This is a genomic window from Aeromonas sp. MTB, assembly GCF_056632455.1.
The window spans coordinates 176,341-199,647 of sequence record NZ_CP147026.1 but is presented as its reverse complement, the minus strand read 5'-3'; the positions used below and the strand labels follow the sequence as shown (position 1 = coordinate 199,647).

The window sequence follows — 23,307 nt, the reverse complement described above, 5'->3', positions numbered from 1 at the left end:
CATTTCCCGCATTTTTTCCAATCCGAGAGGACATAGTCTTATGTCAACAGCTAAGAAACCTTTGGTTCTGGTCATCATGGACGGTTGGGGCTACAGCACCAAGCAAGAGCACAACGCCGTCGCTGCCGCCAAGACTCCCAACCTCGACCGTCTGGCCCGTGACTACACCAGCACCCTGATCTCCGGCTCCGGTCTGGACGTCGGTCTGCCGGATGGCCAGATGGGCAACTCCGAAGTGGGCCACGTCAACATCGGTGCCGGTCGCATCGTCTATCAGGAGCTGACCCGCATCTCCAAAGACATCCAGGACGGTGAATTCTTCCAGAACGTCGAGCTGGCCAAGGCTGTTGACGCTGCCGTGACCAACGGCAAAGCCGTTCACATCATGGGCCTGATGTCCCCGGGTGGCGTACACAGCCACGAAGAGCACATCATGGGCATGATCGAAATGGCAGCCAAGCGTGGCGCCGAGAAGATCTACCTGCACGCCTTCCTGGATGGCCGCGACGTTCCGCCGCGCTCCGCCCAGTCCTCCATCGAGCTGTTCGATGCCCTGTTCGCCAAGCTGGGCAAGGGTCGTTTCGCCTCCATGATCGGCCGTTACTTCGCCATGGACCGTGACAACCGCTGGGATCGCGTGCAGCAAGCCTATGACCTGATGACCCAGGGCAAGGGCGAGTTCACCGCCGAGAGCGCCACCGAAGCACTGGCTGCCGCTTATGCTCGCGACGAGAACGACGAGTTCGTCAAAGCCACCCGCATCGGCGAAGCTGCCCCGATGGAAGATGGCGATGCGCTGATTTTCATGAACTTCCGTGCCGACCGTGCCCGTGAAATCACCCGCGCCTTCGTTGACACCGACTTCACCGGCTTCGCCCGTGCAGTCGAGCCGAAGCTGAACTTCGTGATGCTGACCGAATACGCGGCCGACATCAAAACCGCCTGTGCCTACCCGCCGACCGCTCTGGTCAACACCCTGGGTGAGTGGCTGGCCAAGCAGGGCAAGACCCAGCTGCGCATCTCCGAAACCGAGAAGTATGCTCACGTCACCTTCTTCTTCAACGGTGGCGAAGAGTCCTGCTTCACCGGCGAAGATCGCGAGATCGTGGCCAGCCCGAAAGTTGCAACTTATGATCTGCAGCCGGAGATGAGCTCCGAAGAGCTGACCGACAAGCTGGTTGCGGCCATCAAGAGCGGCAAGTACGACGTCATCATCTGTAACTACCCGAATGGCGACATGGTTGGTCACACCGGTGTGTTCGATGCCGCCGTCAAAGCCTGTGAAGCCGTTGACCACTGCATCGGCCGCGTGACCGACGCCCTGGCCGAAGTGGGTGGCGAGTGCCTGATCACTGCCGACCACGGCAACGCCGAGAAGATGCTGGACGAAGAGACTGGTCAGGCCCACACCGCCCACACCAATCTGCCGGTTCCGCTCATCTATTTCGGTCGCAAAGCCGAGGTGGTTGAAGGTGGCAAACTGTCCGATCTGGCCCCCACCATGCTGACCCTGATGGGTCTGCCGGTGCCGCCGGAAATGACTGGCAAGCCCCTGATGATTCTGAAATAATCCTTCCCCATGCGGGGATGCGAAGTTATTTCACAGAAAACCAGTCGCGTCGGCCTGTTGGCCGGCGCGCTGTTTTTTTGTCTGTCGTTTGGCGCCAGCAAACCGGCTTTGGCCGCCAATCAGCAGCTGGGGACCATGCAGTCCCAGATCAAAGAGCAACAGAAGACCATCAAGCTCAGCAAGCAGGAGCTTGCCAAGCTCAATACCCAGCTCAAGGCTGACGAGCAGGCCATCTCGGCCGCCGCCGCCAAACTCAACCAGACCAGGCAGCAGTTGAAGCAGAACCAGCAGACGCTGGCGACCCTGCAAAAAGACAAGCTGGCGCTGGAAGTTCAAGCCAAACATCAAAAGCAGTTGCTGGCCAAACAGGCGGAGAGCGCCTTTCAGGCGGGCAACCACGACTACCTCAAACTGCTGCTCAATCAGCAGGATCCGGCCAAACTGAGCCGCTCACTCGACTACTACGACTACCTCAACAAGGCCCGCATCGAGGCCATCGACGCCCTGCGCGCCACCCGCGACAAGCTGGCGAAAAACCAGCAGGCAACCAAAGAGACCGAGACCAGACTGCAGACCCTGCTTGCCGAACAGCAGGAGCATCACCAGACCCTGCTGGCCAGCCAGCAGAGCCGGGCCAAGGTGCGCAACCAGTTGCAGCAGTCGGTACAGGATGACGAGCAGAAGCTCACCAAGTTGGTCAAGGCGGAGAAAGCGCTGAAAGCCCGGCTGGAAGAGCTGCGCCGCAAGCGGGAAGAGCAGGAGCGCCGTGAACGGGCCGAGCGGGAACGGCTGGCCAAGCTGAAAGCGGAGCAGGAGCGTCAGCGCAAGCTGGCCGAACAGCGCCGCGCCGAGCAGCAACGACTCGCCGCCCAGCAGAATAAAACCGTCAAACCGGCAGAACCGGTTGAAGAGGTAGCCAGCAGCAAACCGGAGCGTGGCTCGGGCATCAGCAGTGCCGGTCACTACAGCGGCCTCAAGACCAATGGCAGCCTGCGCTGGCCGGTACAGGGGCCAATCCTCATCTCCTACGGTTCGCCGCGCACCGCCCAGCTCAAGTGGAAAGGCACCCTGATCGGCGCCAGCGAAGGAACCCAGGTCAAGGCGGTCGCACCGGGGCAAGTGGTCTATGCCGACTGGCTCGATGGCTTCGGTATGCTGCTGGTAATCGATCACGGTAAGGGCTATATGAGCCTCTACGGTCACAATCAGTCGCTGCTGCGCCAAGTTGGCCAGAACGTGGAACAGGGTGAGCCGGTGGCGCTGGTCGGTGACAGTGGCGGTCAGGACAGACCGGGCCTCTACTTCGAAATTCGCTATCAGGGCGAGGCGATCAACCCGACCAAATGGCTGGCCAAGGGTTGAGTCAACCCGGCCGACAAACGCGTCACACACTCACTAGCAAAAGCCTGCATCACGCAGGCTTTTGTCGTTTCAGGAGCGCCCTACCCACTGTCGGCCTAATTTGATGAAAAATTACCTAATTTTTCGCTCGGCTCAGGGGAAGACAACCAGACCGATCTGCTCCAGCAAGGTCTGCTGCTGATCCTCGTTGATCTGTACTCCCTGCAGATCGACCCGGCGCAGATCCAGCCCCGGCAGATCGCACTGGCGCAGATCGCAACCCTGCAGCTTGAAGCTGGTCCAGTCAATCTGGCCAAACTCGGAGCCGCTGAGATCGGAACCCGCCAGCGAGGCACCAAACAGGTTGGCCCCCTGCCAGCGGTTGCCGGTCAGCTCGCACTTCTCCAGCAGACAGCCCTCGAAGCTGGCGTAGCTGAAGTTGTTGCCGGTCAGATGGGCCTCACAGAAGTAGCTTTTGGCGGTGATCTGGTTGGCAAAGCTGGCGTGGCCGAAGTTGATGCCGACCGCCTGACAGTCGCGCATCTCCAACCCCAGACACTGGCTGCGGCTGCAATCGGCCATGGTGAGATCGCAGCGCAGGAAGCTGGCCTCGCGCAGATCGCAACCCTGCAACAGGCAGCCCCGTTCACTCTCCCGATCGTAGAAGCTGCAGTCGATGAAGCGGCTATCGCTCAAATCCAGCCAGGAGAAGTTGCAGCCGATAAAGCGGCACTCCGAGAACTGCTCCCCCTCCACATCCTGTTGCTCGAACCGGACATCCACGAACTGCTTGCCTCTGATCATCGGAAAACTCCTGCAAAAACGGCTTCATATGCTGACTTTATCCGCCAAAAACGGTAATGTTACATGTAACATCCACGCTGGACACCCCTATGAGCCCCACCCGCAAGCGCCGCCCCACCCTGCAAGATATCGCCGACCAGACCGGCGTGACCAAGATGACTGTCAGCCGCTATCTGCGCGACCCGCAGACCGTAGCGGAGGGGACCCGCGAGCGGATCGCGGCTGTGGTGGAAGAGCTGGGTTATATCCCCAACCGGGCGCCGGATATTCTCTCCAACGCGACCAGCAAGGCGATCGGCATCCTGATCCCCTCCCTCTCCAACCAGGTTTTCTCGGCGGTGATCCACGGCATCGAGTCAGTGACCCGACCGGCCGGTTACCAGACCCTGCTGGCCCACTACGGCTACAGCCCGGAGCGGGAAGAGGAGCAGGTCGCGTCCCTGCTCTCCTACCATGTGGATGGCCTCATCCTCTCCGACAGCCAGCACACCGAACGCACCCGCAAAATGATCGCCACCGCCGGCATTCCGGTGGTGGAGACCATGGATCTGCCGCAAACCCCCATCGACATGGTGGTCGGCATGGACCATAGAGCCGCGGCCCGGGCCATGGTAACAGAGATGCTGCGCCGGGGCCGACGCAAGGTGGTCTATCTGGGGGCGCGGCTCGACGTGCGTACCCAGCTGCGGATGGAGGGTTACTATCAGGCGATGACCGACTTCGGCCTCACCGGCCAGCATCTGCTGACCGAACAATCCTCCAGCTTCACTCTGGGGGGCGAGCTGCTGGATCAGGCGCTGGTACGCTATCCCGACCTCGACGGCCTGTTCTGCACCAACGATGACCTGGCGGTGGGCGCCCTGTTGCAGTGTCAGGCCAAGTGGATCCCGGTGCCCCAGCAGATCGCCATCGCCGGTTGCAACGCCCTCGACATTGGCCACGCCATGACCCCCAAACTGGCCAGTATCGCCACCCCGCGGGAAGCGATCGGTCGGGAGGCGGCCACCATGCTGCTGGCGCGTCTCAGCGGACAATCCCAACCCGACACCCGCAAGGATATCGGCTTCTCCCTCTATGTCGGGGAGAGTCTGGGGTAATCCCTTCCCTCACCCACTTAAGTCACGCTGATAGCAAACAGGCCACCCGAGGGTGGCCTGTTTGGTTTTCTGCACAACTGAGGCTTAGCGTTTAACCAGCTCAACCGCTTCGCGGGAGAGGCGGGTCACCTCTTCCCAGTTGCCGCTCTTGACCGCATCGGCCGGCAGCATCCAGGAGCCGCCGACGGTGGCAACGCACTTGAGCGCCAGATAGTCGGCCACGTTTTTCGGGCCGATACCGCCGGTCGGGCAGAACTTCACCTGGGGCAGCGGCGCGGCAATGGCGGAGAGCGCCTTGGTGCCGCCGTTCGCTTCGGCCGGGAAAAACTTCAGATGGTCATAGCCCGCTTCCAGCGCCTGCATCACTTCAGACGGAGTTGCCACACCCGGGATCAGCGGTGCAGTGCTCTTGGCCGCGTGGGCCAGCAGGGCCGGGGTCATGCCCGGGGAGATGACGAAGCGGGCACCGGCAGCGACGGCTGCGTCAAACTGCTCGCAGTTGAGCACGGTACCGGCACCGACCATGGCATCCGGCATCGCCTTGGCGATGAGGGCGATGGCATCGAGGGCCACCGGGGTGCGCAGGGTGATTTCGAAAACGGAGATGCCGCCGTCGAGCAGCGCCTTGGCCATCGGCAGGGCCTGATCCAGCTCGTTGATAACCATCACGGGTACCAGCGGGGAGGCGGCAAACACCTCGGCCGGGGTCACTTTCCAGTTCTGCATAGCTCTTCCTTAGTCAAAGATGGTAGCGCCACACTCGGCGCTCGATACCGCGCGACGCATCACGCTGAACAGTTCACGGCCCCACCCCTCTTGTTCCAGAGTGAGGTCAATCTCGGCCTGGGTACGGCCACTCAAATCGGTCAGGCAGTCGAGGCTGCCATTTACCGCATCAACCCGCAGTAGGTCACCGTCAGCAAGCAGGCCGATGGCCCCGCCGTGCAGCGCTTCCGGGGTGACGTGGATGGCGGCCGGGATCTTGCCGGAGGCGCCGGAGAGACGGCCATCGGTGACCAGCGCCACCTTGTAACCCGCCTTCTGCAGGTTGCCGAGCACCGGCATCAGCTTGTGCAGCTCCGGCATGCCGTTGGCGGCCGGGCCATTGTGGCGCACCACGATCACGGCGTCCTGATTGAGATCGCCCGCCTTGTAGGCCGCTTCCACCGCATGCTGGGAGGAGAAGACCCGCGCTGGCGCTTCGATAACCCGATACTCGGGAGCCACGGCGGAGACCTTGACCACGGCGCGGCCCAGATTGCCCGCCAGCAGCTTGGTGCCGCCAGTGGCCTGGAATACGCTTCCGGAAGGTGACAACACGCTCGCATCGCCGCTCTCGCCCACCGGCTGCCATACCAGCTGGCCATCGACCAGTGCCGGACGACTGAGGTAATCCTGCATCTCGCCAAAGACCGGAGTGGCATCCATGTGGATCAGCCCCTCTTCGGCCAGACGACGCATCAGGCCGGGCACGCCGCCCGCCTGTTCGAAGGCGTTCACGTCGGCCGGGCCGTTGGGGTACATGCGAACCAGCAGCGGCACCACGTCGGAGAGATCGCTGATGTCATCCCAGGTCAGTACCAGACCGGCGGCGCGGGCCAGCGCCACCATGTGGATGCTGTGGTTGGTACTGCCGCCGGAGGCGAGCAGGGCTACCAGACCGTTGACCAGCGAGCGCTCATCCAGCACCTCGCTCAACGGGCGATAGGCCGGGGAACCCGGGATCATGACGCTGATGCGGCGGGCCGCTTCGGCGGTCAGGGCGCGGCGCAGCTCGCTATGGGGATGAACAAAAGCAGAGCCCGGCAGCATCAGGCCCATGGCCTCGAATACCAGCTGGTTGGTGTTGGCGGTGCCGTAGAAGGTGCAGGTGCCTGCCGCGTGGTAGGCGCCGCACTCCATCTCCAGCAGGGCATCGCGACCCACTTCACCGGCGGCATACTTCTGACGCACCTTCACCTTCTCGTCATTGCTGATGCCGCTCGCCATGGGGCCCGCCGGTACGAATGCAGTCGGCAGGTGAGCGTGGGAGAGGGCCCCCATGATCTGACCCGGAGCGATCTTGTCGCAGATGCCGAGCAGCAGGGTCGCATCGAAGGTGTTGTGAGAAAGAGAGAGCGCGGTCGCCTGGGCGATCAGGTCGCGGGAGAAGAGGGACATGTCCATCCCCGGCTGACCCTGAGTCACACCGTCGCACATGGCGGGCACGCCGCCAGCGACCTGGGCACTGTGGCCCAGCTCGGCCAGCACCGTCTTGATCTGATCCGGATAGCCCTGATAGGGCTGGTGTGCGCTCAACATATCGTTGTAGGCGGTGACGATGCCGACGTTGGCGCGGGTCATATCGAGAATGCGACCCTTCTCGTCACTGCTGCAGGCGGCCACGGCGTGGGCCAGGTTGCCGCAGGCCAGCGCGGCGCGGGTTTTGCCCTGCTCTGCCTGACGCTGGATGCGGGCCAGAAATGCCTGACGACGGGCGACACTGCGCTCGCGGATGCGGGCGGTGACGTCGGAAATTACCTGATGAATCATTGGGCTTGCTCCAATGCTGTGACGGCGCGGTCAACCACCTGTTCGAAGGTGCCGTCTATATCAATGTGGAATACACCGGCTTCGCCATCCGGGCGCTCCAGGGTATCGAACTGACTTTGTACCATGCTTTCACGCATGAAGTGGCCCTTGCGGGCACGCATCCGCTCGAGGATCAGCGGCTGGCTGCCATCGAGGAAGATGAAGCTGACCGACTCGTTGCCTTCGCGGATCTGGTCGCGGTACTTCTTTTTGAGGGCGGAACAGACAATGATGCCGGTCTCGTTCTTCTGCTCGAGACTGTAGGCGGCGTCGCGGATCCGCTCCAGCCAGGGGGCACGATCCTCATCGTTGAGGGGGTTGCCGCCAGCCATCTTCTGGATGTTGGCCTTGGGGTGCAGGTCATCACCATCGATGAACTTGGCGCCCAGCGCTTCGGCCACTTTCAGACCCACGCTGGATTTGCCGCTACCACACACACCCATCACGATAATGCACTTACCCGCCATAATTTGACCTCTGTCCCACTTTTCAAAAAACCAGCTGTTGATGGGTTCTAATCTAACACGTTACCGGTAACATGTTACCGGTAACGATTGAAAATGTGAAGTCTGCCACAGACTGAGCAAACCCATAGTCACCTGGGCATATGATGTTGAGCCCTTGCCATAAATCTAAATAAATCATAAAGATATGGTTTGCCGACGGATCGGCAAGGTGTCACGACTGAACTTGGAAAAAGGAACGCATAACAATGTCTGACCTCTCCCTGATCATGACAGCCGCCGGCTCGATTGTGCTGCTGCTCTTCCTGGTGATGAAGGCCCGGCTCCACGCCGTGGTAGCCCTGATCCTGGTCTCCATGGTGGCGGGTCTCGCCGCTGGCATGAATCCGGCCGACATCGCCAACACCATCCAGAAAGGGATGGGTGGCACCCTCGGTTTCGTCGCGGTAGTGGTGGCGCTGGGCGCCATGTTTGGCAAGGTGATGGAAGTGACCGGTGCTCTAGACCGGGTGGCTCACACCCTCCTCGGCAAGTTCGGCGTCAAGCGCGCCAACTGGGCCATGGCCCTGACCGGCTTTGTCTGCGCCCTGCCGCTCTTCTTCGATGTGGCCGTGGTGCTGCTGATCGGCGTCGCCTTCGCCATCGTCCGTCGTGGCGGCGGCAGCGTGGTGAAGATCGGTATCGCTCTGCTGGCCGGTATCGCCACTTGCCAAGCCTTCCTTATCCCGGCGCCGGGCCCGATCCTGGTGGCATCCCAGCTGGGTGCCGACTTCGGCTACATGATCCTGTTCGGCCTGATCGCCGCCGTACCGGCGCTGATCCTTGCTGGCCCGCTGTTCGGTGACTTCATCAGCAAGATCGTCGATGTGCCGCTGCCTGCCGATGCCCAGAACAGCGTCCACGATGACAGCAAATCCCTGCCCTCCTTTGGGCTGGCCATGGGCCTCATCGGTTTGCCGCTGCTGCTGATCGGCCTCAAGACCATCGTCGGTCGCTTCGTCGAGGCAGGCTCCACCCTGCACAACTGGCTGGAGTTCATCGGTCACCCCTTCACCGCCATCATGGTCGCCTGTCTGGCCGCCTTCTATCTGCTGGGTATTCGCCGCGGCATGTCCCGTGACGAGGTGATGAGCGTCTGCAACAGCGCCATCCAGCCGGCCGGCGTCATCATTCTGGTGACCGGTGCCGGTGGCGTCTTCAAGCAGGTGCTGGTTGATTCCGGTGTGGGTGCTGCCCTTGGCAACATGCTGGCCGATTCCGGTCTGCCCATCGTCGCGCTGGCCTTTATCCTGGCTGCTGCGGTACGGGTGATTCAGGGCTCCGCCACCGTCGCCATGCTGACCGCCTGTGGTCTGGTGCTGCCGATGCTGGAGCCCCTCGGTCTGAACGGCGCCCAGCTGGCGGCCGTCACCATCGCCATCGGCGGCGGTGCCATCGTGCTCTCCCACGTCAACGACTCCGGTTTCTGGCTGGCCAACCGTTACCTCGGCCTCACCGAGAAGCAGACCCTGCAGACCTGGACCGTGATGGAGACCATCATCGGCACCACCGGCGGCGTGATGGCGATGATCATCTACAGCTTCCTCTGACAAGGGCGAAATGCTGACAAAAAGGCCTCACTCGTGAGGCCTTTTTCATCTTTCTGATGATTCTTTCTTTGGCTGAGAGGGCGAGATTGCTAGAATCGCCTATTCATCGCTCCGAGTGGAACGCTTAACCCCGTGATTTCAGGTTTATCTATGCATTCATCGGCCCATTATCGACAACTGCTGGCGCGCCTGCCCCAGATCGCCGTCGCAGCGGATCAGTTTGAAGTGCTCTATAGCGCCCAGGATTTCAAACGCCGCATTCTTGCGCTTATCGCCAGTGCCACCCGGCGCATCTATCTGGTCGCGCTCTATCTGCAGGATGACGAAGCAGGCCGGGAGATCCTCTCCGCCCTCTACGCCGCCAAGCAGCGCAATCCGGCCCTCGACATCAAGCTGTTCGTCGACTTCCACCGTGCCCAGCGCGGCCTGATCGGCAAAGGCAAGCAGGGCGGCAACCACCTGATGTATCAGGCCATGGCTGCCGAACACGAGCACCAGATCGAAATCTACGGCGTGCCGGTAAAAGGGCGCGAGCTGCTCGGCGTGCTCCACCTCAAGGGCTTCATCTTTGATGATGTAGTGCTCTACTCCGGCGCCAGCCTCAACGACATCTACCTGCACCAGCAGGATCGCTACCGCTTCGACCGCTATCACCAGATCACCAGCCCGGAGCTGGCCCGCAGCATGGTCAACTATGTGGATGACCTGTTCGTGAAGAGCGACGCGGTGCAGCGACTGGATCACAGCGACATCCCCAGCGCCAAACAGCTGAAGGGGCCGATCCGCCGCTTCAAGCAGAACCTGCGCCAGAGCCAGTACCGCTTCAGCACCATGCCGGTCAACACCCAGGAGGTGGCCGTCACCCCCATGGTGGGTCTGGGCAAGCGCAACAATCAGCTCAACCTGATGATCCGCAATCTGGTACGTGCCACCGAGCGGGAGATCTTCATCTGCACCCCTTACTTCAACCCCCCCAAGGAGTTGAGCAAGGATATCGAGGACCTGCTGCAGCGCGGTTGCAAAGTCACCATCGTAGTGGGCGACAAGACCGCCAACGACTTCTTCATTCCGCCGGAAGAGAAGTTCTCCACCATCGGTGGCCTGCCCTATCTCTACGAGACCAACCTGCGCAAGTTTGCCGAGCGCAACCAGCGCCACATCGACGACGGTCGCCTCAACCTGATGCTCTGGTGTTGCGAGCGCAACTCCTACCATCTCAAGGGGATCTTCGTGGATGACGAGTGGGCCCTGCTCACCGGCAACAACCTCAACCCGCGCGCCTGGGCGCTGGATCTGGAGAACGGCCTGCTGGTACACGATCGTCGCCACCTGCTGCGTCCCCAGTTCAACGCGGAGCGGGAGAACATCCTGACCAACACCAAGCGGATCAGCCACTTCGATCAGGTTGAGCAGATCCAGGACTACCCGGAACAGGTGCGCAAGCTGCTGGGACGGATCCATCGGGTCAAGGCCCATTTGCTGCTCAAACGCATCATCTGACCTTGGGCGCCATGCGCCCGCACCTTGCCTGTAGGCAACCGCACAAAGGCCTCCCGTTTTCGGCAGGCCTTTGTTATATCCGCCGTTTCCCCCGCCTTGGCGGCCCTGCCAGCAGCAACTCGGCTTGCATCGGCCCCTCAACAACCCCTATCATCTGGACATATTTACAGTGTTTTCGGGCATCTAATTGATGAAATTGGATAAAATTCCTCTCGATAGCCTCAAGGGTGTCGGCAGCAAGATGCTGGAGAAGCTCGAGCGGCTGGGGCTGGCCACGGTACAGGATCTGCTGTTCCACCTTCCCCTGCGCTACGAGGACCGCACCCAGGTGTGGCCCATCGGCGATCTGCCGCCCGGCCTGCACGGCGCCGTCGAGGGCGAAATCCAGGACACTCAGCTGGTGATGGGGCGCCGCCGCATGATGGTCTGTCGCATCAGCGATGGCACCGGCACCCTCACCCTGCGCTTCTTCAACTTCACCGCCGCCCAGAAGAACAGTCTGGCGGCGGGCCGCCTGATCCGCTGCTTTGGCGAGGTGCGCCCCGGCAAATACGGGCTGGAGATGGCCCACCCCGAGTACAAGCTGCTCGGCGAAGAGCAGGCAGGCCAGACCGAAGAGGCGCTCACCCCCGTCTACCCGACCACCGAGGGGCTGCGCCAGCTCACCCTGCGCAACCTCACCGATCAGGCGCTGGCCCAGCTCGACCTCTACGGCGTGGAGGAGTTGCTGCCCGCCGGACTCTATCCCCATCAGATTGAACTGGCTGCCGCCCTGAAATTGCTGCACCGCCCGCCTCCCTCGGTGGCACTGCCGCTGCTGGAAAGCGGCCAACATCCGGCCCAGCAGCGACTGGTACTGGAGGAGCTGCTGGCTCACAACCTCTCGGTACTCAAGGTGCGCGCTCAGGCTCAAACCCAGCTGGCCCGCGCCCTCAAACCGGCGCCCGAGCTGGTCGAACAGCTGCTCGGCGCCCTGCCGTTCAAGCCCACCGGCGCCCAGAGCCGGGTGATGGCCGAGATAAGTAAGGATCTGCAACAGAGTCACCCCATGATGCGGCTGGTGCAGGGTGACGTAGGTTCCGGCAAGACCCTGGTCGCGGCACTGGCAGCCCTGCAGGCTATCGGCAATGGCTGTCAGGTGGGCTTGATGGCGCCGACCGAGCTGCTGGCCGAACAGCACGCCATCAACTTCGCCAAGTGGCTGGAGCCGCTCGGCATTGGAGTCGGCTGGCTGGCGGGCAAACAGAAAGGCAAGGCGCGGGAAGAGTCGCTGGCCGCGATCAAAGATGGCAGTGTCAAGATGGTGGTGGGCACCCACGCCATCTTTCAGGAGCAGGTGGTGTTCCAGCGTCTGGCGCTGGTCATTATCGATGAACAGCACAGATTCGGGGTGCATCAGCGCCTCGCCCTGCGCAAGAAAGGGGAGCGTGAAGGGGTACATCCCCATCAGCTCATCATGACCGCCACCCCGATCCCCCGCACCCTGGCGATGACCGCCTATGCCGACCTCGACACCTCGGTCATCGACGAACTGCCGCCGGGCCGCACCCCCATCACCACGGTGGCGCTGCCCGACAGCCGTCGCGGCGACGTGATCGAGCGGGTCAAACTCGCCTGCACCGAAGGCAAGCAGGCCTACTGGGTCTGCACCCTGATCGAGGAGTCGGAGGTGCTGGAGTGTCAGGCCGCCGAGGATACCGCCGCCGAGCTGCAGAACCTGCTGCCCGGCCTGCACATCGGGCTGGTGCACGGTCGGATGCGTCCGGTCGAGAAACAGCGGGTGATGGAGGAGTTCAAGGCGGGCATACTGCAACTGCTGGTCGCCACCACCGTCATCGAGGTGGGGGTGGATGTGCCCAACGCCAGCCTGATGATCATCGAGAACCCGGAACGGCTCGGGCTGGCGCAGTTGCACCAGCTGCGCGGCCGGGTTGGCCGGGGTGCGGTGGCCTCTCACTGCGTGCTGCTCTATCATGCCCCCTTGTCCAAGACGGCCCAGAGCCGACTCGGGGTGCTGCGGGAGACCAACGACGGCTTCCTCATCGCCCAGCGCGATCTGGAACTGCGCGGCCCGGGGGAACTGCTCGGCACCCGCCAGACCGGTCTGGCCGATCTCAAGATCGCCGATCTGGTGCGGGATCAGCCGCTTATTCCACAGGTGCAAAAAATGGCGCGCTTCCTCATGGATAGGCACCCGAGTCATGTCGAACCCTTGATACGGCGCTGGCTCGGCTTACGGGATCACTATTCCAATGCCTGATCGAAATAGATGCAGAAGATGGGCACATCTCCTTATGGATAGGCATCCGAGTCATGTCGAACCCTTGATACGGCGTTGGCTCGGTCTGCGAGACCACTACTCAAACGCCTGACAACACACCCCAAAACAGGAGGAAAGCAACCATGAATTCCTGGCTACGCGGCCTGCTCTACACCTTCGCCTTCCTGCTGCTGTTTGTCTGGGTTGCCCTCGGCCTGTTCGACGCCGAGCGCGCCAAAGGCCCCATCGCCAGCTGGATCAGCCAGCAGACAGGTGTGCCGGTCACCATAGGGCGGCTGGTATTCAACCCGCTGCACCCCTACACCCTGCTGGCTGAGCAGGTGCGTTACGGCGATGCGGTCTCCCTCGACAAGATCTATCTGGAGATCGAGAGCATCGACTGGCTGAGCCGCGACGTGCGGATCGCCCATCTCGATCTGATCCGTCCCGCCATCAAGCTGCCGCTGCCCAACCAGCTACCGAGCCTGCCGGTGCACTCCCTCACCATCAGTGACAGCACCATAGACCGGCTCAGTCTGGAAAGCCCCGAGCTGACCCTGCGCGGCCTCAACGCCACCCTGAGCGACTGGGAGCTGATCGACCCGAAACGGCAGCCACAGGCCAACCTGAGCCTCAATATCGGCCAGCTGGAGACCCCACAATTCACCTTCGCCCGTCTCAACCTGCAAGGACGGCTGGAGGGGGAAGTGCTGCGCACCGACAAGCTGGTGACCAACCTGTTTGACGGCCTGCTGGAGACCGGCATGGTGCTGGACTGGCCCGCCCGCACCCTGCAACTACATGACCTCAAGGCGCGCGGCATGCGGGTCGAGCTGGGGGATCTGACACAACAAGGCTTCCCGCAGCGCTTCCCGTTGCAAAGCGTGTCTCTGGATCGCGGTCAACTGGACGGCGTCAGCCTCAACGACATCAATCAGGAGCTCTCTTTCAACAACTTCAGCGGCCAGCTCACCGCCTTCAACTGGCAGGCGGGCAGCCAGCCCACCGGCTATCTGAGCGGCACCCTGGGGGACATGGGCCGTGGCCTGTTCCAGCTGGAGGAGATCAAGGGCAAGCTCGCCTTCTCGTCCCAACAGATCGACGGCGAACTGCAGGGCAAGGCCTATGAAGGGGAGTTCAATGTCGAGCTCTCCCTCGATACCCAGCAGCAGAAGCTGACCCTGAAAGACGTGGCGCTGAGCGGCATGGATATCAGCCTGCCGCAGGGATGGTGGCAGGATTGGCAGAGCTGGCGCCCGCAGCAGGTCGATATCCGCAAGCTGGCGTTCTACAAGCTCAAGGTGCTCTCCTTCGACGATACCCTGCCCCTGTCGCTGACCGGCTGGCAGCTCTATCTGAGCGATCTCGCCCTGCGCGATAACCAGCCCGGCCCGCTGCTCGGCCGAGCCCGTATCGAGAGCAAGTGGTTCGAGCTGGTGTGGGATGGCCTCAGCGCCCGCAACGGCGAGCTGGATGGGGAGCTGACCCCCAGCTCCTGGCAACTGGGCAAACTCACCAGCTCGCTGCCGGATGAGGGCAGCCTAAGCATGAGCGGCCAGTGGGGCCGCGAACCTGGCCAGAGCAGCCGCCTGCAACTGCAGGCGACCAAGCTGGATCTGCAGCAATGGGGCAAGATATTCCACTCCCCTGTCTCGTTCGCTGGCAAGGCGGACGTGAGCGCCGACCTGCAAGCCGAACACGGCAAAACGGCGGGCGAGTGGCGCCAGACCCTGCAGGGGAGCTTTGCCCTCGATGCCGACGAGCCGTTCTGGGACAAGGTGAAGATAGATCCGCTGCTGGATGAGTGGTTCAAGGGCGCGACCCCGCCCACCCTGACGCCGGATCAGCTGTGGCAGGCGATGCAGGAGGGTGACACCCCCTTCTACCGCATCAAGCTGCAGGGCAAGATCGACAAGGGGCAACTACAAGTCGAGCAGGCTGGCGCCTCCACCATCACCCATCTGCTGGCGCTGCAAGGGGGGATCGATCTGGTCAACGAGCAGTGGCAGCTGGATCTGGGGATCCTCAATGGCAACCGCTGCGCCGAGCTGCTCGGCCAGTGGCGCGGGCCGTTGACGGAACCCACGCTGGCCTGGAGCTTCCCGCAGAAGCAGGACGCCTGCGGCTGGGAAGTGGGAGTACGCTATCCGCCGCAAGGCAACAGCGCCCCGCTCTGGCGACCGGCTCCCGCACCGAAAGCCCAAAACCAGGCCCAAGTGCAGACCCAAGCCGGGCAGACAAGCGAAAGCCAGCAAGGGTAAAAACAGACAAGGCCTCATGATGAGGCCTTGTTGTTTGATGGGGAAATGACGCGGTTACTGGCCCGGGCGGCGGGGCGGCTGCACCACGTAGTGGCCGCAGAACTCCGCCGCCAGTTTGCTGCCGCTGAACAGCTGGATCTTGAGGCTGAAGGTAACCGGCTCGCCCCGCTTGAGCGGCTGCAGCACGGCGGGCATCCCCTCGCGGGCCACCCGCGCCTCCGGCTCCTCATCGACCGGGCCATGATATTTGATGGTGCTCTCGGCCAGCACCGGCTCGCCCACCAGCCCCTCTTCTTTAAGTTGCAGCCAGATCAGCCCCCACCCCGCCAACACGCACTGGCTGTAGACACTGCCGGCAAACATACTGCCGTGCACGTTGAAGTTGGCCGCCAGATTGGCCTTGAGGTGGAAGGTCTGGCCGTCGTAGTGGCTGATGTGCATCCCCATCTTCTCGCTGATGGGCACCCCGCGCGACCAGCGGGTGGTGAGATCCTGACACCACTCGGGGCGGTACTGGATAGTCTGCAACGGGCTCAGGGATTTGATCATCTGGCGATGGGGAATCCGACCAAAGGAGACGGGGCCGCCCCCCACTTCGAGAAAGCCGCACTTGCGATAGAACTCCACCGCCTCCTGACGGGCGTTCATCACCAGCCGTTTCACCTTCTCGCTGCGGGCCAACTGCTCGAGATCTTCCACCATTTGGGCACCCAGCCCCTGGCCGCGATATTCGGGCCGCAGCGCCATAAAGCGGATCTGCGCCTCGTCACCGCCGATAAAGAGGCGGCCTACCGCGATGGGAGTGCCATCGGGTGCCAGCATCAGCCGGTGAATGGCGACCGTATCGTACTCGTCCCGCTCGGAACCGACGGGCAGATTGAAGGGCTTACGCAGAAGTTCCCAGCGCAACTGGTAGTAGGCATCCAGCTCGGCGACTGTCTGAGGGGTGACTACCCGGTACATAGTTTCATCCTTGAGTTACACTGGTCGGAAACCATCTTGCCGTGCAAATTCATGGACTTCAATCTGCAAGCGTACCAAGCCGATCACTTGTTGCACCTCAGCGTCAAACCCCAGCGCCGCCTCACGGTACAGGAAAATGACCAGCACCGCTGGCTGGAGATAGACGGCGTGGTGCAATCCGCCATGTCGCTCGCCGACCCCGCGACCCTCTGTCTGCCCCATCAACGGGTCATCGCCTGCCTGCTGCCGGAACAGGCCACCCGGATCCTAGAACTGGGTCTGGGTGGCGGCGATCTCACTCGCCATCTCTGCCAACGCTGGCCAGATGCTCGCCACGAGTGCGTCGACCTCGACGAAGAGGTGCTGACCGTTTATCAGCAATTTTTCCAGCATCAGGAGAGCGATGAACGCGCCGCTCCGGCACTCCATCAGGCCGATGCCCTCGCCTTTCTCAAGCAGAGCGAGCAGCAGTACGACCTCATCCTGCTCGATCTCTTCAGTCAGGATGGCAACCCGCTGCTGCTGTTTCAGGAGCGGCTCTACCGGGCGCTGGCCCCCCGCCTCTGCGGCACCCTGGTGATCAACCTGTTGCCGCGCACAGAACTGGAGCTAACCCACGCCCTGACGCTGATAGAACAGTGGATTGGCCCGGCCACCCCCTATCCGGTCGATGGGCTTATCAACGTGATCGTCCACGTCATACCGCGGGATCAGGCATCCTCAGACCTGTAGCCAGAAGGTCGTCGGTCCCTCGTTGACCAGCGCCACCTTCATGTCGGCGGCAAAACGGCCGGTTTCGGTCGGGATGCCGCTGGCGGCGGCCTTGGCCACGAAGTAGTCATAGAGCCGCTCGGCCTCGCTCGGGTGAGCTCCGCAGGAGAAGCTGGGACGCATCCCTCGCTTGGTATCCGCCGCCAGCGTGAATTGGGAGACAACCAGCAGACTGCCGCCGATCTGGCTGACATTCAGATTCATCTTGTCCTCCTGATCCGGAAAGATGCGATAACCACTGACCCGATGCAGCAACTTGTCAGCCTTGGCCTCGTCATCCCCCTGCTCTACCCCGAGCAGTACCAGCAATCCCTGACCGATGGCGCCGGTCACCTCCCCCTCGACAGTCACGCTGGCCTCGCTGACCCGCTGAATCAATGCAATCACATCCCTCTCCTTTGAAAACAGAACGACCGCCCCCTCGCAGGGGCGGTCGTCGATGCTACCAATAAACCGGTGGGCAAGGCGATGGCTTAGCCCAGCTCCTCACTTGCCGGTTTCTCGTATTCACCGAGGCAGGCCGTGGTTTCAGCCCCCAGCAGCACCACCAGCCAACTCAAATAGACCCAGACAAACAGGATCGGGATGGTGGCCAGCGCGCCGTAGATGGCCTGATAGGAGGGGAAGTTGGTGATGTAGATGGCAAAGCCGCGCTTGGCCAGCTCGAACAGGGTCGCCGCTACCAGCGCACCGATAAAGGCGTGGATCAGCCGCACCTTGCAGTTCGGCACCACGGTATAGACCAGCAGGAAGGTGAGCACCGAGAAGAGGAACGGCAAGCCGCGCAACAGCAGATAGCCGATGCCGAACAGGCTCTCGGCACCAAACAGCCGCAGCGAGAAGATGTAAGAGGAGATGGCGATACTGGCCCCGATAAGCACGGGCCCCAGGGTCAGGATCATCCAGTACATGGCAAACGCCTGCGCCAGCGGGCGGCCCTGGGTCGAACGCCAGATGTAGTTGAGGTTCTTGTCGATGGCGGAGATCAGCATCAACGCCACCACCACCAGCGCCCCAATCCCCACTGCCGTGGTGTTGGTGGCATTGGCCACGAAGCCGTCGATGTACTCCTTGAGCATGTCGCCCGCGGTCGGTACGAAGTTGTGGTAGACGAACTGCTCCATCGCCTGCTTGAGGCTCTGGAACACCGGGAAGGCGGACATCATGCCAAAGACCACGGCGATCATCGGCACCAGCGAAAGCAGGGTGACATAGGCCAGATAACCGGCGGTAACCGTCAATCTGTCCTGCTGGAAACGGCCCCAGACAAACTGGGCAAAGTGGCGACCATCATGGCGCAAGAAGGAGAGGGCGTGGGCCAAACGGCCGCTGACAGGCTGCTGCATCTTGATTCTCGTTAGCGTCATAGTGGCAATATTGTGTCAGAGGAGAGCGCTGTTTGACCACCTTTGCACCCGATTTGCCTCGATCTGCCCCAACCTGTCACCCAGTAGGCGTCTCTGGCTGTCGCCAGAAGCAGAAATAAAAACGGCCCCGCTATGGGGCCGTTTGCAATGCCGGATTACAGCATGTAGTCCGCGGGTAGCTCGATGCGGGCGACACCGGAGGCCACCGCTGCCAGCGCCACGGCGCGGGCTACGCACGGCAGCAGACGGGCATCCATCGGCTTGGGAATGACGTAATCCTTGCCGAAGGCGAGCTCGCTCACCCCGGCGGCGGTCAGCACCTCGGCTGGCACCGGCTCCTTGGCCAGCGCGCGGATCGCCTCGACCGCAGCAATCTTCATGGCATCGTTGATGCGGCTGGCACGGGCGTCGAGGGCACCGCGGAAGATGAAGGGGAAGCAGAGCACGTTGTTGATCTGGTTCGGGTAGTCGGAGCGGCCGGTCCCCATGATGAGGTCGCTGCGCACTGCGTGGGCCAGCGCCGGCTTGATCTCCGGGTCCGGGTTGGAGCAGGCAAAGATCACCGGGTTGGGCGCCATCAGGGCGACAGCTTCGGCGGGCAACACGTCGGGGCCTGAAACACCGACAAACACATCCGCCCCTTCGATGACATCCATCAGGGTGCGCAGCGGGGTCTCGTTGGCGAAGCGCTGCTTGTACTTGTTGAGATCGCTGCGGCCGGTGTGGATAACACCCTGACGATCCAGCATGAAGATGTTGTGCGCTCTGGCGCCACACTTGATCAGCAGATCCATGCAGGCGGTCGCGGCAGCCCCCGCCCCCATGCAGACGATGCGGCTGTCACTGATCTGCTTGCCCTGCACTTCCAGCGCGTTGAGCAGACCGGCTGCGGTGACGATGGCGGTACCGTGCTGGTCATCGTGGAACACCGGAATGTCGCAGCGCGCGATCAGCGCCTCTTCAATCTCGAAACACTCAGGCGCCTTGATATCTTCCAGATTGATGCCACCGAAGGTATCGGCGATGGCCGCCACCGTGTCGATGAACTGCTGGCTGGTCTCGTGCTTCACCTCGATGTCGATGGCGTCGATGCCGGCGAAGCGCTTGAACAGCAGAGCCTTGCCCTCCATCACCGGCTTGGAGGCGAGCGGCCCCAGATTGCCCAGACCCAGAATGGCGGTGCCGTTGGAGATGACGGCCACCAGATTGCCCTTGCCGGTATAGCGATAGGCATCGGCCGGGTTGGCAGCGATCTCGCGCACCGGCTCGGCAACACCCGGGCTGTAAGCCAGCGCCAGATCACGGGCGGTTTCGGCAGGCTTGGTCAGGGCGATGGCAATTTTGCCCGGTACAGGCAGGGCGTGGTAATCGAGTGCTTCTTGACGCAGATCGGACATGGGGGACCCCGATGTGGTTGGTGCAAATGAGGTGCCGACAGGGGGCACACAGAAGGGCGGGGATCATAAAAGAAAGCGGTGGGCATGCCCAGCAGATCATGCTACCGCCAGCCAGATCAGACCAGTTATTTCAGCGCCTTACCCCACCCACACATACCACTTTAGTTATAGATCCTGCTGTATGGGGTAAAAATGGTGCAAAAAGGGCGGCAAGTTGGCCTTGCCGCCCTTTCTGTCAGAGCTGTAGACCTGACTCAGTTGCCCAGATAGACCGGCAACAGATTTGCCATCGACAGGAAGTGGAACAGCGCGGTCGCCAATCCGAACAGGATCAGCAGCCAGGCCATCAGCTTGCCGCCGGGGGTGACGAAATGGGGGGTCACTTCGCCCCGCTCGGCCCGCGCCCGGGTGCGCAGCACCAGCAATGCCGGGATGATGCAGGTCCAGATGGTGGCGGCGGCACCGGCATAGCCGATGGCCAGCAGGAAGCCGAACGGGAAGAGCAGGGAGAGCACCAACGGCGGCAGGAAGGTGACCGCCCAGGTCTTGCAGCGACCGGCGCGGCTGTTGTCGAACTTGAACAGATCAGCCAGATAGTCGAACACCCCGAGCCCCACCCCGATAAAGGAGGAGAGAATGGCCGCCATGGAGAAGCCGTTGATGGCGCTGGCCACCTTCTCCGATTCGATCACCCCTGAAAGCGCGGAGAGCAGCACACTCACGTCACCCCCCTTGGCAATCACGGGAGCAAAATCCTGACGGGGCAGGTTGCCGAAGATCCCCAACAGCCAGAGTACGTAGAGCGCCAGCGCGATCAGGGTTCCCCCCAGAATGGCCCATCTGGCCTGCTGCTCGTTCTGGTAGTAGGCACGCAGGGAGGCAACAGAGTGGTGATAACCAAACGAGGTGAGCGCCACCGGCAGCATCGCCATGGCATAGGGGGCGTAGCGACTCTCGCTGCCCGCCAGATCGAGCAGGGTCGGCAGCTTGATACTGCCGAGCAGCCCGGCCACCCCGAGGGCGAAACTGAGGATCATGAAGGCGATCAGTACCACCGAAATACGGTCAACAGCGCGAGTCGAGTGCCACACCACCGCAGAGAAGAGCGCCACGAACAGCACGGACGCGAGCTTGCTGTCGATCCCCAGAATGCCCTGCAGGATGGCACCGGAGGAGGTGATATAGGCGTAGAGCAGAATGCCGCCAACAAAGTAGACCGAGAGGTTGTTGAGGAGATTGAGCTTCTCCCCCAGCAGCTCGCGAGTCACGGTATTGAAGGAGACCCGCATGTCGTGGTGCTGGAAGGATTCCAGCAGCATCCAGCCGGAGAGGGTCATCATCACCATGGTGACGGTCAGCGCCAGCACCGACCAGAGGGTCCAGGCCCCCGCCCCCGAACTCGGCAGACCGAGCATGCCAGCTCCCACGCAGACGCTGGCAATGATGCAGGCGCCCCCCAAAATTGACGGTTTTTTCTTCATAATCCCTTCTTTTTCTGACTGATTATCTATCCGCGGTAAACAAGACCGCGGCATGATGCCAGCCTTTGCCATGAGACGCCTACCACTATCTGCCATAACCGGGCATGGCCGCCGCATAAAAAGTGCCCCGAACGGGGCACTCTATCAGCGGGGATGGTGTGAAGAGGGGTTAATCCATCACCGGGATACCTGCCCTCGCCTCAGCCTGACGGGCGATGGCCTCGGTCATCCCCTGAAAAATGAAGAGGTGGAACGGCAACATGGCGAGCCAGTAGGCCAACCCCCAGGCGCCCTGCGGGTGCCAGTGAGCTGTGACCCGGATGCGGGTCAGGCCAGATTCCTCCGGCAGGATGTTGAACTCCAGCCGCCCGACGCCCGGGGCCTTCATGTTGAACAAGAGATCGAGCCTGCGCCCCTCATCCACCCCGAGGATCTGCCAAGAGTCGAGCATGTCACCCTTCACGAAGCGATCCGGATTGGTGCGACCACGAGTGCGGGCCGGGCCGCCGATCAGATGATCCATCCATTCGCGCACCACCCACAGCTGGTTCATGTAGAAGTAGCGCTGCTCACCCCCCAGCTGCTGCAACACCTGCCACACCACCTCGGGCGAGGCGAGGCAGATGGCATCGCCGCTGGCGGTGCGGTCGTAGAAACCATATTCGGGATGGCGCCAGCGCAGGCCGAGCGGCGTCTCCTGCCCCTGCTGCTCGGCACCCAGCTTCTGCTCCAGCGCCAGACTCTCCGCCAGCGCCTCGTCGAAGCTGAGCAAGGTCTGTGGCAGCAGGGCACGCAGCGGGCCGTCATCGGCCGGAATATCGTGCTTGAGACCGCCCACCAGCGCCTTGGCCACCGGCTGCGGCACCGAGGTGACAAACTGCAGCCACCAGGCGGAGAGACGCGGACTCAAAAACGGGATGGGAATGATAGGGCAACGCTTGCCGATATGGGCGGCGAACTTCTGCAACTGCTGTTGATAGCTGAGCAGTTCTGGGCCGACCGCATTGAAGATGCGGCCATCCACCTCGTCGGCTTCCACCAGCCCACCCAGATAGTGCAGCAAGTTGGAAAGCGCAATCGGCGGCGTACGCGAGCGCACCCATTTGGGTGTCACCATCAGCGGCAGGTTGAACACCAGATCCCGCATCACCTCGAACGCCGCCGAGCCGGGCCCGACAATGATGCCGGCACGCAGCTCCACCGTAGGCACACCGGATTCGCGAAACAGCTCGCCACAGTGGCGGCGGGAGTTGAGATGGCGACTGTTGCAATGCTCCGGCTGGATTGCCCCGAGATAGATGATGCGGCGCACCCCGGCGGCGCGGGCGGCGGCAGCAAAGTTCTTCACCCCCTGCTGCTCCAGCCGGTGAAAATCGGCCCCCGCCCCCATGGCATGCACCAGATAGAAAACGGTATCTATGCCCGCCAGCGCAGGCAGCAAAGTGATGGGCTTGAGGCTGTCGGCGAGGCGAAACTCGACTCCCTCAGGCAAGCGGCAGGGACGGCGCGCCCCGGCAATCACCTTGTAGCCCAGGGTTTGCAGGTGGGGCACCAGATAGGAGCCTATATAGCCCGCCGCTCCCATCACCAGACAATTACGCATGAGTGAAGCCCTCAACATCATTGATGCAAGGGGCGCCAGACAGGAATCCACCATAGCCCGCCACGTCCATCACCAGACAATTTCTCATGTAATTCTCCCTATCCTCACCGATGCCGCTTGTCAGCCAGAGTGCGCCGCGTTACCTGAAAATGTTCAACTACAGCGCCACCATCCAGTCTCTTGCCATCCTGCCACGCCACCACCTTGCAACCTAGTACTAACCACCTCCCTGATTAGTCCGATTTGGTGTTAAGCCCTGCTCACTAAC

At 62.1% G+C, this 23,307-nt stretch carries 18 protein-coding genes; 8 read left to right on the top strand and 10 right to left on the bottom strand.

Features of this window, described 5'->3' with window-relative positions; all coding sequences use genetic code 11:
- The first annotated feature begins 40 nt into the window (after nt 1–40).
- Together gpmM and envC are read left to right on the top strand one after the other, a co-directional pair.
- Nucleotides 41–1,570, top strand: a complete 1,530-nt coding sequence (gene gpmM / locus WBR25_RS00885; protein ID WP_005356867.1) for a 2,3-bisphosphoglycerate-independent phosphoglycerate mutase — start codon at nt 41–43, stop codon at nt 1,568–1,570.
- 9 nt (nt 1,571–1,579) lie between these two features.
- On the top strand, nt 1,580–2,932 hold the full coding sequence (envC, locus tag WBR25_RS00880) for a murein hydrolase activator EnvC (protein WP_139442305.1): 1,353 nt from the start codon (nt 1,580–1,582) through the stop codon (nt 2,930–2,932).
- 132 nt (nt 2,933–3,064) lie between these two features.
- On the opposite strand, the gene WBR25_RS00875 is transcribed toward envC, so the two are convergent.
- Nucleotides 3,065–3,715, bottom strand: coding sequence for a Qnr family pentapeptide repeat protein (locus WBR25_RS00875; RefSeq protein ID WP_042059194.1), 651 nt, complete (start codon nt 3,713–3,715; stop codon nt 3,065–3,067).
- An 89-nt stretch (nt 3,716–3,804) separates the two neighbouring features.
- Between WBR25_RS00875 and WBR25_RS00870 the strand changes: the two genes are divergently transcribed.
- Nucleotides 3,805–4,812 (top strand): substrate-binding domain-containing protein, encoded by a 1,008-nt coding sequence (locus tag WBR25_RS00870; protein ID WP_043821541.1) that lies wholly within the window; start codon nt 3,805–3,807, stop codon nt 4,810–4,812.
- A gap of 84 nt (nt 4,813–4,896) precedes the next feature.
- Here the strand turns inward: WBR25_RS00870 and WBR25_RS00865 are convergent, their stop codons facing one another.
- The 3 genes from WBR25_RS00865 to WBR25_RS00855 are packed head-to-tail and all read right to left on the bottom strand — an operon-like array spanning nt 4,897 to nt 7,850.
- Nucleotides 4,897–5,538, bottom strand: a complete 642-nt coding sequence (locus WBR25_RS00865; protein WP_005342660.1) for a bifunctional 4-hydroxy-2-oxoglutarate aldolase/2-dehydro-3-deoxy-phosphogluconate aldolase — start codon at nt 5,536–5,538, stop codon at nt 4,897–4,899.
- A 9-nt stretch (nt 5,539–5,547) separates the two neighbouring features.
- Nucleotides 5,548–7,344: a phosphogluconate dehydratase gene (gene edd, locus WBR25_RS00860; protein WP_129503072.1), complete on the bottom strand. Its 1,797-nt coding sequence runs from the start codon at nt 7,342–7,344 to the stop codon at nt 5,548–5,550.
- Entirely contained in the window at nt 7,341–7,850 is a 510-nt protein-coding gene (locus WBR25_RS00855) for a gluconokinase (RefSeq protein WP_005340649.1), read from the bottom strand. Before WBR25_RS00855 ends, edd begins: the two co-directional genes overlap by 4 nt.
- A 245-nt stretch (nt 7,851–8,095) precedes the next feature.
- Between WBR25_RS00855 and gntU the strand changes: the two genes are divergently transcribed.
- From gntU to WBR25_RS00835, 4 genes are all read left to right on the top strand, one after another.
- Entirely contained in the window at nt 8,096–9,436 is a 1,341-nt protein-coding gene (gene gntU, locus WBR25_RS00850; RefSeq protein ID WP_005355418.1) for a gluconate transporter, read from the top strand.
- 150 nt (nt 9,437–9,586) lie between these two features.
- Nucleotides 9,587–10,936 (top strand): CDP-diacylglycerol--serine O-phosphatidyltransferase, encoded by a 1,350-nt coding sequence (gene pssA, locus WBR25_RS00845; protein WP_005342654.1) that lies wholly within the window; start codon nt 9,587–9,589, stop codon nt 10,934–10,936.
- 190 nt (nt 10,937–11,126) lie between these two features.
- Nucleotides 11,127–13,196: an ATP-dependent DNA helicase RecG gene (gene recG / locus WBR25_RS00840; protein ID WP_479749268.1), complete on the top strand. Its 2,070-nt coding sequence runs from the start codon at nt 11,127–11,129 to the stop codon at nt 13,194–13,196.
- 143 nt (nt 13,197–13,339) lie between these two features.
- The gene (locus tag WBR25_RS00835; protein ID WP_479749267.1) at nt 13,340–15,457 is read left to right on the top strand and encodes an AsmA family protein; all 2,118 of its coding nucleotides are present in this window, start codon (nt 13,340–13,342) and stop codon (nt 15,455–15,457) included.
- A 54-nt stretch (nt 15,458–15,511) separates the two neighbouring features.
- On the opposite strand, the gene WBR25_RS00830 is transcribed toward WBR25_RS00835, so the two are convergent.
- Nucleotides 15,512–16,420: a bifunctional GNAT family N-acetyltransferase/hotdog fold thioesterase gene (locus WBR25_RS00830; protein ID WP_421342556.1), complete on the bottom strand. Its 909-nt coding sequence runs from the start codon at nt 16,418–16,420 to the stop codon at nt 15,512–15,514.
- Between the two features lie 51 nt (nt 16,421–16,471).
- Between WBR25_RS00830 and WBR25_RS00825 the strand changes: the two genes are divergently transcribed.
- Nucleotides 16,472–17,152 carry a spermidine synthase gene (locus tag WBR25_RS00825; protein ID WP_479749841.1) on the top strand — a complete coding sequence of 227 codons (681 nt, stop codon included), beginning with the start codon at nt 16,472–16,474 and terminating at the stop codon, nt 17,150–17,152.
- Here WBR25_RS00825 and dtd read toward each other — a convergent pair.
- The 5 genes from dtd to WBR25_RS00800 form a co-directional block, all read right to left on the bottom strand.
- Nucleotides 17,141–17,578, bottom strand: a complete 438-nt coding sequence (dtd, locus tag WBR25_RS00820; RefSeq protein WP_263717998.1) for a D-aminoacyl-tRNA deacylase — start codon at nt 17,576–17,578, stop codon at nt 17,141–17,143. The two genes, WBR25_RS00825 and dtd, sit on opposite strands and share 12 nt — an antisense overlap.
- A gap of 86 nt (nt 17,579–17,664) precedes the next feature.
- Entirely contained in the window at nt 17,665–18,537 is an 873-nt protein-coding gene (locus tag WBR25_RS00815; protein WP_005340664.1) for a virulence factor BrkB family protein, read from the bottom strand.
- Nucleotides 18,538–18,713: 176 nt separating this feature from the next.
- On the bottom strand, nt 18,714–19,955 hold the full coding sequence (locus WBR25_RS00810) for a malic enzyme-like NAD(P)-binding protein (protein WP_042054235.1): 1,242 nt from the start codon (nt 19,953–19,955) through the stop codon (nt 18,714–18,716).
- A gap of 254 nt (nt 19,956–20,209) precedes the next feature.
- Entirely contained in the window at nt 20,210–21,436 is a 1,227-nt protein-coding gene (locus WBR25_RS00805; RefSeq protein ID WP_005355439.1) for an aromatic amino acid transporter, read from the bottom strand.
- A 169-nt stretch (nt 21,437–21,605) separates the two neighbouring features.
- Nucleotides 21,606–23,039: a DUF2867 domain-containing protein gene (locus WBR25_RS00800; RefSeq protein ID WP_199427781.1), complete on the bottom strand. Its 1,434-nt coding sequence runs from the start codon at nt 23,037–23,039 to the stop codon at nt 21,606–21,608.
- Nucleotides 23,040–23,307: the final 268 nt, after the last annotated feature.

Excerpts from the sequence above, each read along its gene's own strand:
- WBR25_RS00805 (WP_005355439.1), bottom strand. The coding sequence starts at position 21,436 with ATGAAGAAAAAACCGTCAATTTTGGGGGGCGCCTGCATCATTGCCAGC.
- WBR25_RS00870 (WP_043821541.1), top strand. The coding sequence starts at position 3,805 with ATGAGCCCCACCCGCAAGCGCCGCCCCACCCTGCAAGATATCGCCGAC.
- gpmM (WP_005356867.1), top strand. The coding sequence starts at position 41 with ATGTCAACAGCTAAGAAACCTTTGGTTCTGGTCATCATGGACGGTTGG.
- edd (WP_129503072.1), bottom strand. The coding sequence starts at position 7,344 with ATGATTCATCAGGTAATTTCCGACGTCACCGCCCGCATCCGCGAGCGC.
- recG (WP_479749268.1), top strand. The coding sequence starts at position 11,127 with ATGAAATTGGATAAAATTCCTCTCGATAGCCTCAAGGGTGTCGGCAGC.
- WBR25_RS00835 (WP_479749267.1), top strand. The coding sequence starts at position 13,340 with ATGAATTCCTGGCTACGCGGCCTGCTCTACACCTTCGCCTTCCTGCTG.
- WBR25_RS00865 (WP_005342660.1), bottom strand. The coding sequence starts at position 5,538 with ATGCAGAACTGGAAAGTGACCCCGGCCGAGGTGTTTGCCGCCTCCCCG.
- WBR25_RS00815 (WP_005340664.1), bottom strand. The coding sequence starts at position 18,537 with ATGCAGCAGCCTGTCAGCGGCCGTTTGGCCCACGCCCTCTCCTTCTTG.
- WBR25_RS00830 (WP_421342556.1), bottom strand. The coding sequence starts at position 16,420 with ATGTACCGGGTAGTCACCCCTCAGACAGTCGCCGAGCTGGATGCCTAC.
- gntU (WP_005355418.1), top strand. The coding sequence starts at position 8,096 with ATGTCTGACCTCTCCCTGATCATGACAGCCGCCGGCTCGATTGTGCTG.
- envC (WP_139442305.1), top strand. The coding sequence starts at position 1,580 with ATGCGGGGATGCGAAGTTATTTCACAGAAAACCAGTCGCGTCGGCCTG.
- WBR25_RS00875 (WP_042059194.1), bottom strand. The coding sequence starts at position 3,715 with ATGATCAGAGGCAAGCAGTTCGTGGATGTCCGGTTCGAGCAACAGGAT.
- WBR25_RS00810 (WP_042054235.1), bottom strand. The coding sequence starts at position 19,955 with ATGTCCGATCTGCGTCAAGAAGCACTCGATTACCACGCCCTGCCTGTA.
- WBR25_RS00855 (WP_005340649.1), bottom strand. The coding sequence starts at position 7,850 with ATGGCGGGTAAGTGCATTATCGTGATGGGTGTGTGTGGTAGCGGCAAA.
- WBR25_RS00800 (WP_199427781.1), bottom strand. The coding sequence starts at position 23,039 with ATGCGTAATTGTCTGGTGATGGGAGCGGCGGGCTATATAGGCTCCTAT.
- pssA (WP_005342654.1), top strand. The coding sequence starts at position 9,587 with ATGCATTCATCGGCCCATTATCGACAACTGCTGGCGCGCCTGCCCCAG.
- WBR25_RS00825 (WP_479749841.1), top strand. The coding sequence starts at position 16,472 with ATGGACTTCAATCTGCAAGCGTACCAAGCCGATCACTTGTTGCACCTC.